The organism is Luteolibacter rhizosphaerae (genome assembly GCF_025950095.1).
GTDB lineage: Bacteria > Verrucomicrobiota > Verrucomicrobiia > Verrucomicrobiales > Akkermansiaceae > Haloferula > Haloferula rhizosphaerae.
On sequence record NZ_JAPDDR010000005.1, the window covers coordinates 302,119 to 317,189 of the forward strand.

The 15,071-nt window shown below is 62.8% G+C and carries 15 protein-coding genes, 1 tRNA gene and 1 pseudogene; 11 read left to right on the top strand and 6 right to left on the bottom strand.

All coding sequences use genetic code 11. From position 1 onward, the window contains the following. Position 1: 1 nt before the first annotated feature. On the bottom strand, positions 2-1,849 hold the full coding sequence (locus OJ996_RS11545) for an SLC13 family permease (protein ID WP_264513737.1): 1,848 nt from the start codon (positions 1,847-1,849) through the stop codon (positions 2-4). Positions 1,850-2,001: 152 nt separating this feature from the next. On the opposite strand from OJ996_RS11545, the gene gatB reads away from it, so the two are divergent. The 9 genes from gatB to OJ996_RS11590 all read left to right on the top strand — a co-directional run bounded on the left by gatB (position 2,002) and on the right by OJ996_RS11590 (position 9,367). Then, positions 2,002-3,453: an Asp-tRNA(Asn)/Glu-tRNA(Gln) amidotransferase subunit GatB gene (gene gatB / locus OJ996_RS11550; RefSeq protein WP_264513738.1), complete on the top strand. Its 1,452-nt coding sequence runs from the start codon at positions 2,002-2,004 to the stop codon at positions 3,451-3,453. A 4-nt stretch (positions 3,454-3,457) separates the two neighbouring features. Beyond that, on the top strand, positions 3,458-3,808 hold the full coding sequence (locus OJ996_RS11555; protein ID WP_264513739.1) for a DUF2185 domain-containing protein: 351 nt from the start codon (positions 3,458-3,460) through the stop codon (positions 3,806-3,808). Between the two features lie 29 nt (positions 3,809-3,837). After that, positions 3,838-4,065, top strand: a complete 228-nt coding sequence (locus OJ996_RS11560; protein ID WP_264513740.1) for a hypothetical protein — start codon at positions 3,838-3,840, stop codon at positions 4,063-4,065. A gap of 15 nt (positions 4,066-4,080) precedes the next feature. Beyond that, positions 4,081-4,902, top strand: a complete 822-nt coding sequence (locus OJ996_RS11565; protein ID WP_264513741.1) for a DNA-methyltransferase — start codon at positions 4,081-4,083, stop codon at positions 4,900-4,902. 97 nt (positions 4,903-4,999) lie between these two features. Continuing rightward, a complete protein-coding gene (locus tag OJ996_RS11570; protein WP_264513742.1) occupies positions 5,000-5,776 on the top strand; it encodes an Hsp33 family molecular chaperone HslO in 777 nt (258 codons plus the stop codon). Positions 5,777-5,888: 112 nt separating this feature from the next. Beyond that, complete coding sequence (locus OJ996_RS11575; RefSeq protein WP_264513743.1) at positions 5,889-6,785, top strand: glucosyl-3-phosphoglycerate synthase; 897 nt, start codon at positions 5,889-5,891, stop codon at positions 6,783-6,785. Continuing rightward, entirely contained in the window at positions 6,782-7,228 is a 447-nt protein-coding gene (locus OJ996_RS11580; protein WP_264513744.1) for a GNAT family N-acetyltransferase, read from the top strand. Before OJ996_RS11575 ends, OJ996_RS11580 begins: the two co-directional genes overlap by 4 nt. A 10-nt stretch (positions 7,229-7,238) precedes the next feature. Beyond that, positions 7,239-8,708, top strand: coding sequence for a glycosyltransferase family protein (locus OJ996_RS11585; protein WP_264513745.1), 1,470 nt, complete (start codon positions 7,239-7,241; stop codon positions 8,706-8,708). Continuing rightward, entirely contained in the window at positions 8,705-9,367 is a 663-nt protein-coding gene (locus OJ996_RS11590; protein ID WP_264513746.1) for an HAD family hydrolase, read from the top strand. The genes OJ996_RS11585 and OJ996_RS11590 overlap by 4 nt, the downstream gene beginning before the upstream one ends. Here the strand turns inward: OJ996_RS11590 and OJ996_RS26635 are convergent. The 4 genes and pseudogenes from OJ996_RS26635 to rsmH form a co-directional block, all read right to left on the bottom strand. Next, a complete protein-coding gene (locus OJ996_RS26635; protein ID WP_486624554.1) occupies positions 9,354-10,274 on the bottom strand; it encodes an RluA family pseudouridine synthase in 921 nt (306 codons plus the stop codon). The genes OJ996_RS11590 and OJ996_RS26635 overlap by 14 nt on opposite strands. 48 nt (positions 10,275-10,322) lie before the next feature. After that, positions 10,323-11,144, bottom strand: a pseudogene (locus OJ996_RS26640) (sulfurtransferase); the annotation flags it as partial. Between the two features lie 51 nt (positions 11,145-11,195). Next, complete coding sequence (locus OJ996_RS11600) at positions 11,196-12,284, bottom strand: DUF2891 domain-containing protein (RefSeq protein WP_264513748.1); 1,089 nt, start codon at positions 12,282-12,284, stop codon at positions 11,196-11,198. 49 nt (positions 12,285-12,333) lie between these two features. Then, a complete protein-coding gene (rsmH, locus tag OJ996_RS11605; RefSeq protein WP_264513749.1) occupies positions 12,334-13,371 on the bottom strand; it encodes a 16S rRNA (cytosine(1402)-N(4))-methyltransferase RsmH in 1,038 nt (345 codons plus the stop codon). 137 nt (positions 13,372-13,508) lie between these two features. Between rsmH and OJ996_RS11610 the strand changes: the two genes are divergently transcribed. Beyond that, a tRNA-Val gene (locus tag OJ996_RS11610) sits at positions 13,509-13,583 on the top strand. A 69-nt stretch (positions 13,584-13,652) separates the two neighbouring features. On the opposite strand, the gene OJ996_RS11615 is transcribed toward OJ996_RS11610, so the two are convergent. Further along, positions 13,653-14,228 carry a DUF4256 domain-containing protein gene (locus OJ996_RS11615; RefSeq protein WP_264513750.1) on the bottom strand — a complete coding sequence of 192 codons (576 nt, stop codon included), beginning with the start codon at positions 14,226-14,228 and terminating at the stop codon, positions 13,653-13,655. Positions 14,229-14,515: 287 nt separating this feature from the next. On the opposite strand from OJ996_RS11615, the gene OJ996_RS11620 reads away from it, so the two are divergent. Next, positions 14,516-15,070 carry a sigma-70 family RNA polymerase sigma factor gene (locus OJ996_RS11620; RefSeq protein ID WP_264513751.1) on the top strand — a complete coding sequence of 185 codons (555 nt, stop codon included), beginning with the start codon at positions 14,516-14,518 and terminating at the stop codon, positions 15,068-15,070. Position 15,071: the final 1 nt, after the last annotated feature.

Genomic DNA, 15,071 nt, shown 5'->3' on the forward strand with positions numbered 1-15,071 from the left:
TTCAGAATGGCCAGATCAGGGGGATGAGGAGGCAGGAGACGACCCAGCAGATGATATTCAGCGGGATGCCGACGCGGAGGAAATCCGAGAATCGGAAGCCCCCGGGGCCATACACCATCATGTGGGTCTGATAGCCCATGGGCAGGGCGAAGGCAGTGGAGGCGGCGACGGTGACGGCCATGACGAAGGGCCAATGGCTGACGCCGAGGGTGTGCGCGAGGGTGACGACGATGGGCACCATCATCACGGCGGTGGCGTTGTTAGAAAGAACCTCGGTGAGCAGCAGGGTGAGGAGGAAGATCAGCCAGAGCATGACGATCGGCATGAGGTCCGGGGTGACGAAGCCTTGGGCCAGCTCGACCATGCTTTCCGCGAGCCACTTGGCAGTGCCGGTGGATTGCATGGCCATGCCGAGGCCGAGCAGGCCGTAGAGCATGAGAAGCACCTGCCAATCGATGCTGGCGTAGGCCTCGCGCGGGGTGAGGATCTTCGACCAGAGGAGGATGAGCGCGCCGACCATGGCGGCGTAGTGGATGGGGATGACGGGGAGCCAGGAGATGATCCCCTTCCCGTCTTCGCCGCCGAGGATGTCGGTGAGCGTGGCGACGAGGACGACGCCGATGAGGGTCGCCCATGAAACCCAAGAGTGATGGCGCGGCTTGGTCGGGGCATCGGAGCCGGAGGCTTCGTCCGCGATATCGGTGAGGATGAAGTCGCGGGTTTCGTCGAGGGCGGTGAGGTTGTTCACCGCGGTGATGACGAGGAGGGTGTCGCCGGTTTCGAGGGGGATCTCGGCGAGCTGGTTGGTGATGTTCACGCCATTGCGGTGAACGGCGATAACGACGCTGTTGTAGTGCTGGCGGAAGTCGGACTTCGCGAGGGTGCGGCCATGGAGCGAGGACTCGTCGCGGATGACGAGTTCGGTGACGACGCCATCGATGGTGGAGAGCAGGCTGGCGCCGATCTCCTGGCAGAGTTCCTCGGCTTTCACCGCCTTGCTGCTGCGGCCGTGGAGGGCGACGAGGAAGCGGTCGTTTTTCTCGACGGTGAGCGTGCTGAGGGAGCGCATTTCGCGGGTGCCCTTGCGGCGCACTTCCATGATGTGGACGTGCTTCGAGCGGTCGAAGAAGGGGGTGTCTTTGAGGGGCTTGCCGATCAGCGGGGAGTTTTCGCCGATGAGGATGTGATAGAGCGGCGTGGTGCGGTCCTTGATATCGAGGCTGCCGGAGATGGTGGAGCGGGAGGGAATCAGCTTCGGCCCGAAAATGGCGAGGTAAGCGATGCCGGCGATGGAGAGCGGGATGCCGACCGGAGCCAATTGGAACATGGTCATCGGCTCCATCTTCATGTCCTTGAGGGTGCCATTCACCAGCAGGTTGGTGGAGGTTCCGATGAGGGTGCAGCAGCCGCCGAGGATGGATGCGTAGGAAAGTGGCATCAGGATCTTGGACGGGGACATGTCCCGCGAACGTGTGAATCCCAAGGCGACGGGCAGAAGGATGGCAACGATGGCCGTGTTGTTCATCCACGCGCTGAAGAAGCCTGCGAGAATCGAAAAGCTCAGAATGGCCATCCGGATATTGCTCGGCAGCTTGTCGCGGAGGAAGCGGCCGATGTGATCGACGGCACCGGAAGCTTCAAGCGAGCCGCCGATGATGAAGAGGGCGGCGATGGCGAGCGGAGCCTCATTCTTGAAGACCAGCGACATATCGCCGACATCGATCAAACCGAGGGCGACCACGCCGACCAGCACGGTGAGGGCGATGACGTCCGGTGCTGCCCATTCCCGGATGAAGGCGATGAGCGTCAAGGCGATGACGCCCAGGGTGAGGCCGATTTCCCAAGTCATATGGCGGAGTCTCCCCGTGCGGGGTGGACGGCCCCCGCCATGCACCGGGAGCGGGGCCTTTGGCAAGGCCGGGGCGAGGCATGGCGGGCAAGATTCGGGGTTGGCCAAGCGGCTCCGGTCCGCCAAGCTCCCGGCGTTCCGCGCCCCAATCCATGCCTTACCTCGTCACCATCGGTCTAGAAGTCCACTGCCAGGTCAAAACGCGCACGAAGATGTTCTGCGCCTGCGAGACGTCCTTCGGCGAGGAACCGAATACCCGTACCTGCCCGGTCTGCCTGGGCCTGCCGGGGGCGCTGCCGGTGCTGAACCGCCATGCGATCGAGAAGACGTTGCTGGCGGGACTGTTGCTGGATTGCGGCTCGCCGGAGATCTCGCGCTGGGACCGGAAGAGCTACTTCTACCCGGACATGCCGAAGAATTTCCAGACGACGCAGATGGATTTTCCGTTGTGCATCGGAGGTGAGGTGCCGCTCTACGACTTCTGCTACCCGACGGACATGCGGAAGAACATCCCCCGCCCCGGCCAGAAGGTGCGGCTGAACCGGATCCACCTGGAAGAGGACGTGGCGAAGTCCACCCACCTCGGCACTTCCTCGCTGATCGACTTCAACCGCGCGGGAACGCCGCTGATGGAGATCGTGAGCGAGCCGGACATCGAGTCGGCGGAGGAGGCGATGGCCTACATCCGCTCGCTGCAGATGATCCTGCAGCAAGGCGGGATCTCCGATGCGGACATGGAGAAGGGCCAGATGCGGGCGGATGTGAACATCTCGCTGCGGCGCACGAAGGATGATCCTCTGGGTGCGAAGATCGAGTTGAAGAACCTGAACTCGATTTCGGCGATCCGGCGGGCGATCCAGTTCGAGACGGAGCGTCAGGCCGAGGAACTGGATGCAGGCATTCCCCAGGTGCAATCGACCCGCCGCTGGGACGACGACCGTGGTGAATCCACCCTGATGCGGACGAAGGAGGATGCGCACGACTACCGCTACTTCCCCTGCCCCGACCTGCTGCCGGTGGTGACCGCGCCTCTGCTGGAGAAGGTGCGACCGCTGCTGGTGGAGCGTCCGCACGAGCGGGCAGCGCGATATGAGAAGGATTTCGGTGTGAGCGCTTACGACGGCTCGGTGCTGGCCGCGGATCTGCCGCTGGCCACCTACTTCGAGGAACTCGCCGCGACGCCGGGCCTGCCGGGCAAGAAGGCGGCGAACTTCCTGCTGAACACGCTGCTGGGCACGCTGAACGAGCGCTCGGTGGCGATCGCCGACTCACCGCTGGGGGCCGCGAAGATCGGGGCTCTGCTGACTTTGGTGGAAGGTGGCACCTTGGCACTAAGCCAGGCGAAGGAAGTGCTGGCGGTGCTTCTGGATGCACCGGAGAAGGATCCTGCGGCGGTGGCGAAGGAGCTCGGCTTCGAGCCAACCGATGCTGGTGAGCTGGAGGGCCTGTGCGATCAGGTCATCGCGGCGAATCCGGACAAGGTGGCCGAGATCAAGGCTGGCAACGAGAAGCTGCTGAACTGGCTGACAGGCCAAGTGATGAAGGCTTCCTCGACCAAGCCGAATCCGAAGCAGGTGACGGACATTCTAAAAGGAAAGATCTAAAGCCATGGCTGCGAAAGACACGAAGTTCAAGATTCCCGCGGAGGAGATCAAAGATCTGATTCCGCCGATGGGGGCCTGTCTCGCCACAGATCGCATCACCGTGGACGGAGCGAAGGTGGGATACATGTACCGCGAGGAAGCGGACGATGAGGGCGACTCCGGATGGCGTTTCTTTTCCGGTGACGAGACTCAGGAATACGCGGGAGACCCGTCGAACTGGGCGGCCTATGAGGTAAACACGATCTGCAACTACGATCCCGCGATCATCCCATATCTGGGCTCCGAGGCGGGCACGGCATTCGGTCGCATCGAGGGCACGGATTTGTTCGAAGGGGAAGAGCTCGAGGAGGGCTAAACCTTCGTCTAGGTTTAACACAGGAGATCATGAGCGAGCTCGACATCCAGCTTCCCGCGTTCGCCAACCATCCGCCGTCGCCGAAGATGACCTTCGAGCAGTACCAGCGCTGGATCTGCGAAGAGATCGTGCCGGATCTGGTCCGGAGCGGCGAGATGACGCGGGAGAGGCTCATCGAAGACTTTCTCCGGAACGAAGGCCGTCAGAAAGAAGAATGGCCCGACTTCGGTGAGGTCTCTCGCATCGGCAAGAAGTAGGAATAGCATTTGCCCATGCTGCACCACGGCGATTGCCTGCAAGTCCTGCCCACGCTGCCCGAGGCATCGGTGGATCTGGTGGTAACATCCCCGCCCTACAATCTGGGGATCAACTACCGGAGCTTCGACGATACCGCGGGCCGCGGGGAGTTTATCGAGTGGTGCAAGGCATGGGCGGCGGAGCTCAAACGGGTTCTGGTGGATGAGGGCTCTTTCTTCCTGAACGTCGGTGCCTCACCGGCAAACCCCTTGCTGCCACACCAGATCGTGCTGGCTTTCACGGAGGGGCCGGAACCGCTCTTCGTGCTGCAGAATACTTTTCACTGGATCAAGTCGATCACGGTGGAGACGCGGGGCGGCGAGCAGATCAGTGCGGGACATTTCAAACCGATCAACTCGAAGCGCTTCGTGAATGACTGTCACGAGTATGTGTTCCACCTGAGCAAGCGCGGCGATGTGCCGGTAGACCGCCGCGGGGCCGGGGTGCCCTATCAGGACAAGTCGAACATCGCCCGCTGGGGACATACCGGCGGAGTGGACCGGCGCTGCCGCGGGAATACCTGGTTCATCCCCTACGATACCATCCAATCGCGCGACAAGGAGCGGCCGCATCCGGCGAGCTTCCCGGTGGGACTGGTGGAGCAGTGCATCCGGATTCACGGGAAGGGTGAAGAGACCCGGCTCCTAGATCCTTTCCTGGGGATCGGGACCTCGGCGGTGGCGGCCCAGCGGATGGGAGTGAAGGAGTTCACGGGGATCGAGCTGGACGACTATTATCTTTCGGTGGCGAGGGAGAGGCTGGCTCCTCCCAAGGAAGAACAACCAGGACTGTTCTGATGCGGGAAGTGTGGCGGCTGGATAGCGCGTCCCTGTCTCAACCGATCCGCACAATTTCTCATTTGGATTTCGGCGGCTTCCGCTCTTACCCTGCCGCGTGCCAGAGCCGGAGCAGGTAGAAGTCGAGGAATACGTCAGGGTCGAATCCATCTTCGTCCGTCATCGGAATGCCCTGCTGCTGCGGGCGCAGTTCACGCCGATCTACACGGACTACTATTTGCATCTGATGCAGCACGGCATCCGCCACAGTGCGGATCTGGATCAGATGCTGAAAGACTTCATGGCCGGGCTGACGCTGCATGTGGTGGCGCGTCCCTGGGCGGAGACCATTGCGTGGACCGTGAACCTGCGGGCCCCGCGGGTAAATGTGTTCGTGACGGGAGGCTCGCTGCAGGAGTCAGTGACGGGACGTCTTTTCACCGAGGATGTCCGCGAGCCGGACCGGAACTTCTTCTATTCCCAAGTCATCGCGAAGCAGCTCCCGGAGCCCCGGCTCTCGACCTTGGAGGTCGATGACCGCGATCCGCTTCATTGGGTGGAGCAGTTCTACGCCCAGTCCGAGCAGCGGATGGCGCGGATGTTCCGGCACGATGACGAGGTCTTCTCGCTGATCGTGGCGCAGCCGGATTGCGACGAGGAGTGGCTGGCCGCGCTGGATGAAGAAGGTGCCGCGCGGATCCAAGAGACAGAGGAAACCAATCTGCTGGAGACGCGGCGCTTCCGATTCCACTGTGGATGTGATCTCGGGAAGATCCTGCCGGTGCTGGGCTCCTGGCGCGAGCGACCGGACGATCTTTTCGAGGATGCCGATGTCATCACGGTGCAATGCCCGCGCTGTGCGGCGAGGTACCGGGTGACGCGGGATATGATCTAACTGAGATGAACCCGGGATCGGTCGATCAGGATACGGTGTCGCCCATCGAGTGGGCTCATTCCGAGGATCTGGTGCGTTTGGAGATCGAGTTTGTTCCGGGGTTGGAATAACCATGAAGCCTGCAGCATTCCATCACCGGGATTTCAACAATCTGCAGGCTCTCGTCGCGGAGAAAGAGGCCGTGGGCTTGCGGGTCTCGCTTTGCATCCCTACACTCAACGAGGAAGGCACCATCGCTCGTATCGTATCCGTGCTGCGGAGCGAGCTGTTAGAGAAGCATTCCCTGTTGGACGAGATCGTGGTGATCGATTCGGGCTCGACGGACCGCACGCGGGTGCTGGCGGCGGATGCCGGGGCGGAAGTGATTCTCGCGGCGGACATTCTCCCCTTCCAAGGGCATCGGATGGGCAAAGGGGAAAACCTGTGGAAGGCTGTTCACCAATTGCGCGGCGATATCCTGTGCTTCGTGGACGGTGATATCGGAAACATTCATCCGCGCTTCGTCTACGGTACCGTGGGGCCGCTGATCCGGCATCCGGAGATCGGCTACGTGAAGGGATTCTACGAGCGTCCGCTGCTGGCGGCGGAAGGCGTGGATCCGCGCGGCGGCGGCCGGGTGACGGAGATTCTGGTGCGTCCTCTCTTGCAGCGCTTTTGCCCCGAGTTGGCAGGACTGCACCAGCCGCTGGCCGGGGAGTATGCGGCACGGCGCGAAATTCTGGAGACGATCCCCTTCCCCACCGGCTACGGGGTGGAGACGGCGCATCTGCTGGATGTCTGGCGGGCTCACGGGATCGGGGCGATCGCCCAGACGGATCTGGACGAGCGCATCCATCGGAACCGCTCGCTAGCCCAGCTCGGGAGGATGTCCTCGGAGATCCTGGAAGCATTCTTCTCGCGGGTGCCGGTGCCCTCCGCAGGTGCAGGCGAGCGGCTGCCGATGATTTCACTGCCGGACTATCTCCAGCGCTTCCCTGAAGCGGCCTCCCGCGCTAGGAAGAGAGCGTGAGCCTGCCTGAGATCCGCAAGCTGGTGCCCGAGGACTATGCGTCTGCACTCGCTCTGCTCTGCCATCTGAACCCGGGGATTTCCGAGGAGGTGCTGAAGCAGCGCTTCGAGACGATCCTCGCCGAACATGGGCACTATCATGCCTTCGGTGCCTTCCTAGACGGGAAGCTGGCCGCACTGGCCGGAGTCTGGATCGCGACGAAGGTCTGGTGCGGCAAGTATCTGGAGCTGGACAATCTGGTGGTGGATCCCGAGCTGCGCTCCAGCGGGCTGGGCAGCGCGCTGATCCGGCATCTGGAGGAATTGGCACGCGCGGAGGACTGCAATCTGGTGGTGCTGGACAGTTATACTTCGAATCATTCCTCGCACCGTCTCTATCACCGGCTAGGGTTTGAAATCCGGGGCTTCCATTTCGTCAAGCCGCTGGGGCCGCTCGACCGCTGAACTTTCTGCCATGATCCCGCCTTACTCCGTCGCCATCGTTCACTATCACCTCCACCGCGGCGGCGTAACCCGCGTGATCCATACCGCCTCCCGCTGCCTCACGGACGCCGGGGTGCCGCATGTGATCCTGAGCGGGGAACCGGACGAGAGCGGGGCCAAGCTGCCGGTGCAAGTGGTGGAGGGACTGCGCTACGGAACGGAGCCAGGCGGCATCACCGGGATCCAACTGGTGCAAGCGATGCGGGCGGCAGCCTCTTCCGTGCTCGGGCCGGGTCCGATCGTGTGGCACTTCCACAATCACTCGCTGGGTCGGAACCGGGCCATGGCGGAGGCGGTGGCGATCCTAGCCGAGGCCGGGGATGCGATGATCCTGCAGTTCCACGACTTCGCCGAGGACGGGCGCTCGCAGAACTATCCGGTGATCGCCGATGCGGACACGCTCTACCCGCATTCACCGCGGATCCGGCATGCCTTCATCAACTCCCGGGACCGGGCGAATCTGATTTCCGCGGGACTGCCTGCGGCACGAGCGGCGCTGCTGCCGAATGCGATCACGGCGCCTGCGGCGGTGAAGCCGCTGGAGGATGCGGCGGAGCAAGCGCTGGTGCTCTACCCGGTGCGCGGGATCCGGCGGAAGAATCTGGGCGAGCTCTTCCTGCTCGCTGCACTTTCACCGAAAGGCACCCGCTATGCCGTGACGCTAGGCCCGGACAATATCCGCTGGCAGGCAGTGCATGAAGAGTGGATGGCCTTCGCCAACGATACCGGGCTGCCGGTGATGCTGGATGTCGTCGGGCGTCTGTCGCCTGCGCCCAAGGCGCAACGGAGCTTCGCGGGCTGGCTGCGGCACTCGACTCATTGCATCACCACCTCGGTGGCGGAGGGATTCGGCCTCGGGTTTTTGGAACCTGTGGCCATGGGTAAGCCTCTGCTCGGACGGAATTTGCCCGCGGTGACGAACGACTTCGCCGAGGCAGGAATCGTGCCGGGAAGGCTCTACGACCGTCTGCTAGTTCCAGTGGGGTGGGTCGGGATGGAAACGCTGCGGCAGCGCTTGGTGCGCAGCCTGCGGTCAACGCTTGAGGCTTATGGCCAAGCGATGTCCAACGAGCATCTGGAGCGGTCCTTCGCGGCGATGCATCACAAGGGTTATCTCGATTTCGGCAACCTTCCCGAGGACCTGCAACGGCAGGTGATCCACCGGATCCTCGCGGGGGAAGACGCGGATGCAGTGCTGGTGGAATCCCGCGCGGAGACCCAGCCGCTGCGGACCTGGCTGCGCAGGACTCTCAAACAAACTAGCCCGACCGCGAAGCCGCAGGATCTGGCGGCGTATGCTCCCGACGCGTATGCAGGAAGATTGCAGCAGCTCTACAGCTCCGTGATGGATGTGAAGCCGGCGGCGCCGGAGTATGTGCCGAAGCACAAGGTGCTGAACCAATTCCTGAAGCCGGGCTCCTTCCACTTCCTGTGCACGTGAGCATCCGGGCGGTGCTATTCGACATCTACGGCACGCTGCTGAGATCGGATGCCGGTGAGATCCATCCGGACCCGGCCTTGCGGGCGGAGATCGCGAAGGCTCATGCGGCCTCGCCTCATCCCTTCCCCGAGGTGGATATCCGGGAGATCCATGCGGCGCTGAATCCCGGGAGAACGGGAGACGAGATCGAGAAGCTATCGATGGAGGCCGAACAGCGGAGCAATCCGGTGACAGCCATGGAGGGAGCAGCGGAGACTCTGGAGTCTCTAAAGGGGCGAGGGCTGGCCTTGGGGCTGATCTCGAATGCCCAGTTCTACACGGTGCCGGTGCTAGAAAAATGCATCGGGAAAGGTCTGTTAGACGCGGGAATCTCCCCTGCCCTCTGCTGCTTCTCCTATCTGGAGCGGAGGGCCAAGCCGGATGCCTATCTCTTCGAGGCGGTGCGTGAACGTTTGGCTCAGAACGGCATCGAGGCGAATCAGGTGCTGTATGTGGGGAACGATGTGCGCAACGACATCGAGCCGGCGCGAGCATGCGGCTTCCTCACGGCGCTATTCGCCGGAGACGAGAACTCCCTGCGTCTCCGCGGGAGGAGTCTGGATGGCAGCGGTGCCGACCATGTGATCCATGATCTGCGGGAGATCCTCAAGCTGGTGTAGCCCACGCAGGCAGCTCCGCCGTGAAGGTGGAGCGTGTGCCATGGAGCGGATGCAGGAAGGAGATCCTCCACGCATGCAGGCACATTGGCGGCGCATTGAGTGGCAAGGTCTGGGTGTCACCGCGGGATGCATGCGGCAGATAGACGGGGTCACCCTGGATGGGGAAGCCGGTGTGCCAGAGATGAATGCGGATCTGATTAGTGCGACCTGTTAGAGGCGTGACCTCCAGAAGGCTGCTGCCATCGGCATCGCGGCTGAGGACGCGGAATTGCGTGCGGGCCTCTTGTCCCTCCTCGTCGATCTCACGTGCGCCCAGACCGCAGGCTTGATCGGAGATGGGTGCATCGATGGTGAAGCGATCTTCCGGCGGATGACCGATCACGCGGGCGAGGTAGGTTTTCGCCACCTCGCCACGGCTGAACTGCGGTTGGAGCAACTTCGCGAAGTGGCGTGTGCGGGCACAAACGAGCACGCCGCCGGTATTCGCATCCAGACGATGGGCCGGACGCGGCTTCTCCGGGTGCCATGCTTCATGCAGGAAATGGGAAAGCGTGTTGCGGTTGAAGCGGCCGCTGGGATGCATCGGTAGCGGCGCGGGCTTGTGCAGCACGATGATGGCCTCATCCTCGTGCAGGACGCGGATATCGGCATTCACTTCAGGCTCGATGGTGCCGGGGAAGATGCGGATCCACTCCTCCCCTGCCCTCGCGGTTTGTTCGGGGCTTGCGGGATTGCCTTTCGGGTCGAGCACGAGACCGCTTGCCAGGATTCCCAACCAGGTCTCCTGAGAGGTTTGAGGGAACAAGGCTTCGAGGATCGCGAGGATCGAGGCTCCTTCCAAGTGCGCGGGCACACGGATGGGACGACGGTTCTCGTAAGGGACGCTGCCGGGCAATGGATTGGTCACGCGGGCGAGCGCTGCGCGACGGATCGCGATACGATCGTCCAAGCGCTGCTGATCCGAGCGATAGCAATGCGGGCAGGAGACATTCGCGAGGTAGCGCGGGTCCTCCTGCTCATGCTTGGCGAGAGGAGCTTGGCAGGCGAAGCAGACGGCGGAACCGGTTTCGCTGAGAGCCGGATCGACGCCGACGCGCTGATCGAAGACGAAGCATTCGCCATCGTAGTGATCCCCGCCGACTTCTTCGAAATACTTCAGGATGCCGCCTTCGAGTTGATACACTTCGCGGAAGCCTGCCTGCTCCATGAAGGGCGCGGCCTTCTCGCAACGGATGCCGCCGGTGCAGAAGGTGACCACGGGAGCATCCCGCATCTCCGCGGGGAGCTTGGCGACTGCATCCGGAAAATGCCGGAAGTGATCGATGCCGGCAGGGATGGCGTTCTTGAAGGTGCCGAGCTTCACCTCGTAGTCATTGCGCGTGTCGTAGAGGACGACGGGCTTTCCTTCATCGAGCCATTGCTTGAGCTGCTTCGCCTCGATGCGGGGTGAGGTGTAGGTGGCGGGATCGATGCCTTCGACCCCGAAGGCGATGATCTCTTTCTTCAGCCGCACCAGCATGCGGGAGAAGGGCTGCTCGTCGCTGAGGCTATACTTCGGAGCGAGGTCTTCCAAGCCGGGTAGCTCGCGCAGCCTGGTGACGAGTTCGCCGACGGGAGCTTCAGAGCCCGCGACGAAGAGATTGATGCCCTCCGGTGCGAGAAGGATGGTGCCCTTGAGATCGCGCGACTTGCAGAAGGACAGAAGCTCGGTGCGCAGTTCCTTCAGCCCTTCCATTCGGGCGAAGCGATAGGCGGCGATGTTCGTGACGGCGGGCACGCGGCGAGGATGGATGGAACGGGGAGACGGTGCAATGCCGGTAGCTACGCATCATTTGATGCCCGCGCCGCTGAGAAGGTAGGTGGCGAAGGAGCCGAGCCAGTGCTCGCCCTCGTAGTGGCCGGTCTCGACCATCGCCAGCCCGGCTGCAGCGTGCTTCTGCGCGGAATCTAACAGAATCTTACGGCGCGGATCGGAATCCGGGAGGACGGAGGCAATGCCGCGCATGGTCCAAGCACGATTCAGATTCAGGCCCGCGAGGTGGATGAGATGGCCATCGGTCGGATCGCTCACGGTGACGGGCGTGAAGAGATTGCCCGCCTCTCCCGCGGCAAGGTCGGGGAGGTAGTCGGTGAGCCACTTGGAAAACTCCTCCGCGGGAAGCACTCGACGCATGAGGTCGGCGGCATTGAGGCCGGGGGAGAAGAAGTCGTTTCCCGAGGGTTCGTAGGCGGCGGGGTAGTTGCGATCCTTACCGTAGAAAGCGCGGGACTTCGCGGTCACGAGTTGCTCCAGATCCGAGTCGCCGGTGGAGCGGGCGTAATCGAGCATCTGTCCAAGCGGGAAGGAAGACTCCGGATGGAAGCCGCAGCGGACGGGCCAATCGAGCTTCGGGAGATAACCCTTGGCCAAGCCGGTGATCTCCTTTTCGAGAACTTCATAGTGGGCAGTCCAGCGCTTCGCATCCGGATCATCCCAAGTGCGCAGCTCTTGGGCGAGGCGCAGTGCCCAGGCCCAGCCATACATGCGCTCGAAGCTGCGGTTCTCCTTGGTGCGGAAGTAGGCGGCCTCCCCTTCCAAGGCTTCTTTGGTAAAACGACCGTCGAGGACCTTGCGTGCCTCGGCGGCGAAAGGTGCCTGCGGGAAGAGCTTGAGAAGGCGGACGAGAGTCCAGTGGCCATGCACCGAGGAGTGCCAATCGAAATGGCCGTAGAAGACCGGGTGCATCTGGCGCGGGGTCTTCAGGTCGTCCGCGCCGGTGGTGACGTGTCCGGTCTTGTTCGGGAACTCGCGGTCGATCCCGGCGAGAGCCAGTTTGAAGAAGGCTGCGGCTTGCTGCTCGGTCATGGGCTTCTCCTGCCCGAGGGCGGCCGGGGCGGCAAGCACGGCGACGATGGCGGGAATCGTGAATCGCATCATGGCTGGCGGGAGAGAAGCTGGCACGGACGGGTGCTGCGAGCAGATAAGCTCAGGCGCGGATGGCTTGGCGCAGTTTGGCGGGAATGCTGCGAGGATTCGCGCGGCGTTCCTCGGGCCCGGCGACAATCACGTTCTCGCTGACGGTGGAATAGAGGCCGTCGCGCAGGCCTGCTTGGAAGGCTTTTTTCACCCGGCGGTCCTCGCCGGAATGGAAGGTCAGGATGGCGGCATGGCCTCCGGGCTTGAGGCAGGACGGAAGGACACGCAGGAAGGAATCGAGCGCGGTGAACTCCTCGTTCACGGCAATGCGGATGGCTTGGAAGGCGCGGCGGACGGTGAGGTCGAGGCGCTCCTCATCGAGCTTGGCGAGTTGCGGAAGCGAGCGGATGGCTTTGGCGAGATCAAGGGTGCCGGTGAGATGCTTTCCCGCCAAGGCGGCGGCGATCTCCTCGGCGCGGGGCTCATCGGCGTTCTCGCGCAGGGCCTCGGCGAGCACCGCGGGTTTCACCTTGGCAAGCCACTCCGAGGCCGGGACGCCGCGCTGCGGGTTCATGCGCATGTCGAGGGGGCCGTCGACCTTGAAGGTGAAGCCGCGCGAGGGATTGTCGAACTGCATGGAAGAGCAGCCGAGATCGCCGAAGACGAAGTCGGCGGCATCCCAGCCGACGCTATCGAGGGCCTTGCGGATGCCGGCGTAGTTCGAGCGAATCGCTTGGAAGGAATCGGGGGCGTAGCTCAGTTCCCGGAGCCGGGCCTCGGTTTTAGGTTGCTCGATCGGATCGACGTCCAGCCCGATCAGGTGGCCGCCGGGGCTGATCCGGGCGAGGATCTCGCGGGCGTGGCCGCCGTAGCCCAAGGTGGCATCGATGCCGTGCTGGCCGGGCTGGAGAGCGAGGGCTTCCAGGCACTCGGTCACCATGATCGGGACGTGCATGCCGGCCGGTGTTTTCCCGGAGGCGAGCACCTTGGCCACGGTTTCGCCATGGGCCCCGGGGGCGTGTTCCTTGTATTTGTCCTCGAAACGCCGGGGATTCTTTCCGGAGTAGCGTTTCCGCCGGGGAGGGCGCGGCGAGGTCGAATCTTCCATGCCCGAGGCTAGCGTCCGGAGGGGCCGCGCCAAGCTCCGGCTGCGGGCGCGAAATTTTCGAGCGATTCAGCGAACCAAAATGCTTGCCATCCCCGTCCCGCTCACGCAAAACCTCGGCCCCGCCGCAAGGCAACAAGGCGCGCTTAGCTCAGTGGTAGAGCACATCCTTCACACGGATGGGGTCGCAGGTTCGAACCCTGCAGCGCGCACCATCTCGAAACCGGTAGGTTGGTGAGATTTTTCTCCAGTAGATCCCGCGTGGGCTGGATATTTCGTAGTAACTAGACTCTTAGGCAGGCGCGGAATGCCCGGGCGCTGTAGTAGGATTGGGCACCGTTGTGATAAGTGAAGACTTGGCCGAAGCGGCGGTCGCAGAAGAGCGCGCCGCCGAGTTTGCGGATGTCCGGCGGGGTGAGGATCCAAGTCGAGGTTTTCAGGTCGAACTCGCCGAGCTTCTGGAGTTCCCGGTACTGCTCCTCGGTGAGGATCTCGACCCCCATGGCGGTGGCCATGTCGATGGCGGTGTTCGCGGGACGGTGTTCCTTCCGGGATTCAAGGCCCGCGCGATCGTAGCAGACGGAGACGCGACCCTTCGGGCTTTCGGGTGAACAATCGAAGAAGAGATACTCGCCGCTCTTCTTGTCATGCCCTACCACGTCCGGTTCGCCGGCGCTGTCCTCCATTTCGTTGAGCGACCAGAGCTTGGCAGGATGGGCTTCGAGCCGCGATTGCACGTCGGCCCATTTGATCCCCTTGTGGCGTTGCATGTTCTTCTCGAAGCGCGCTTCAAGCAACGCGAAGAGCTTCGCGCGCTGTTCCTGTGACAGGTCCTGCTTATTGCTGTTAGGCTTGCTCATGGGTTTGATCCGCTGGTGGTGACAAGATCGCGTGGTCCGGAAAGTTCCGGGATTCGACTCGAAAGCAACGCAGAGCCGTTGTCGGTAGCCAAGCTTGAAACCCCTGGAACGAACACACGCCGACAGGGCCCTGGAGATAATTACGTAAGGTCCCGAGGTAGTTTTCTCCAAGAACGGCCCGCATCCTGCCTTGTGCCGAAGCGATGGCCGATTCTTCGATTTTTGCCGAAACCCCGGGAAAGCTGACTTTCCCGGCTCCCGCGCTAAACCAAGGCCCCCTGCATCACGTGAAACCACGTTCCCAAGACGAAATGGATCGCAAGAAGGACAATCTCGAAGACTTCGTGCACGAGCTCACCCGCTGTCAGGGTGACTTGTTCTATTTCATTCGGGCACTGTGCGGAGATCCGCATGCGGCCGCGGACATCCGCCAGACCGTGAACATGATTCTCTGGCGCAAGCGCGAAAAGTTCCGCCCCGGCACCAGCTTCAAGAACTGGGCCTTCCGCATCGCCCAGCTCGAGGTGATGACCTTCCTGCGCCGCAAGAAGAAGGACCGCACCGTCTGCTTCGATGCGGACCTGATCGAGTGCTTCGCTTCCGAGATGCCATCCGTGATCGATGAGTATCCGGAGCGCCGAACGGCGCTGGCGGAGTGTTTGAAGAAGCTCACCCCGAAGGACGACGAATTGATCCGCCACCACTACTGGTCGGGCGGTTCGCTTGAAGTGCTAGCGCGAGCCACCGAGCGCAGCGTGGGCACCCTCAAGGCACGTCTGTTCCAACTCCGCGGCAACCTGCGCCGCTGCATCCGAGTCCAACTGTCTCCCCGCGAGTCCTGAT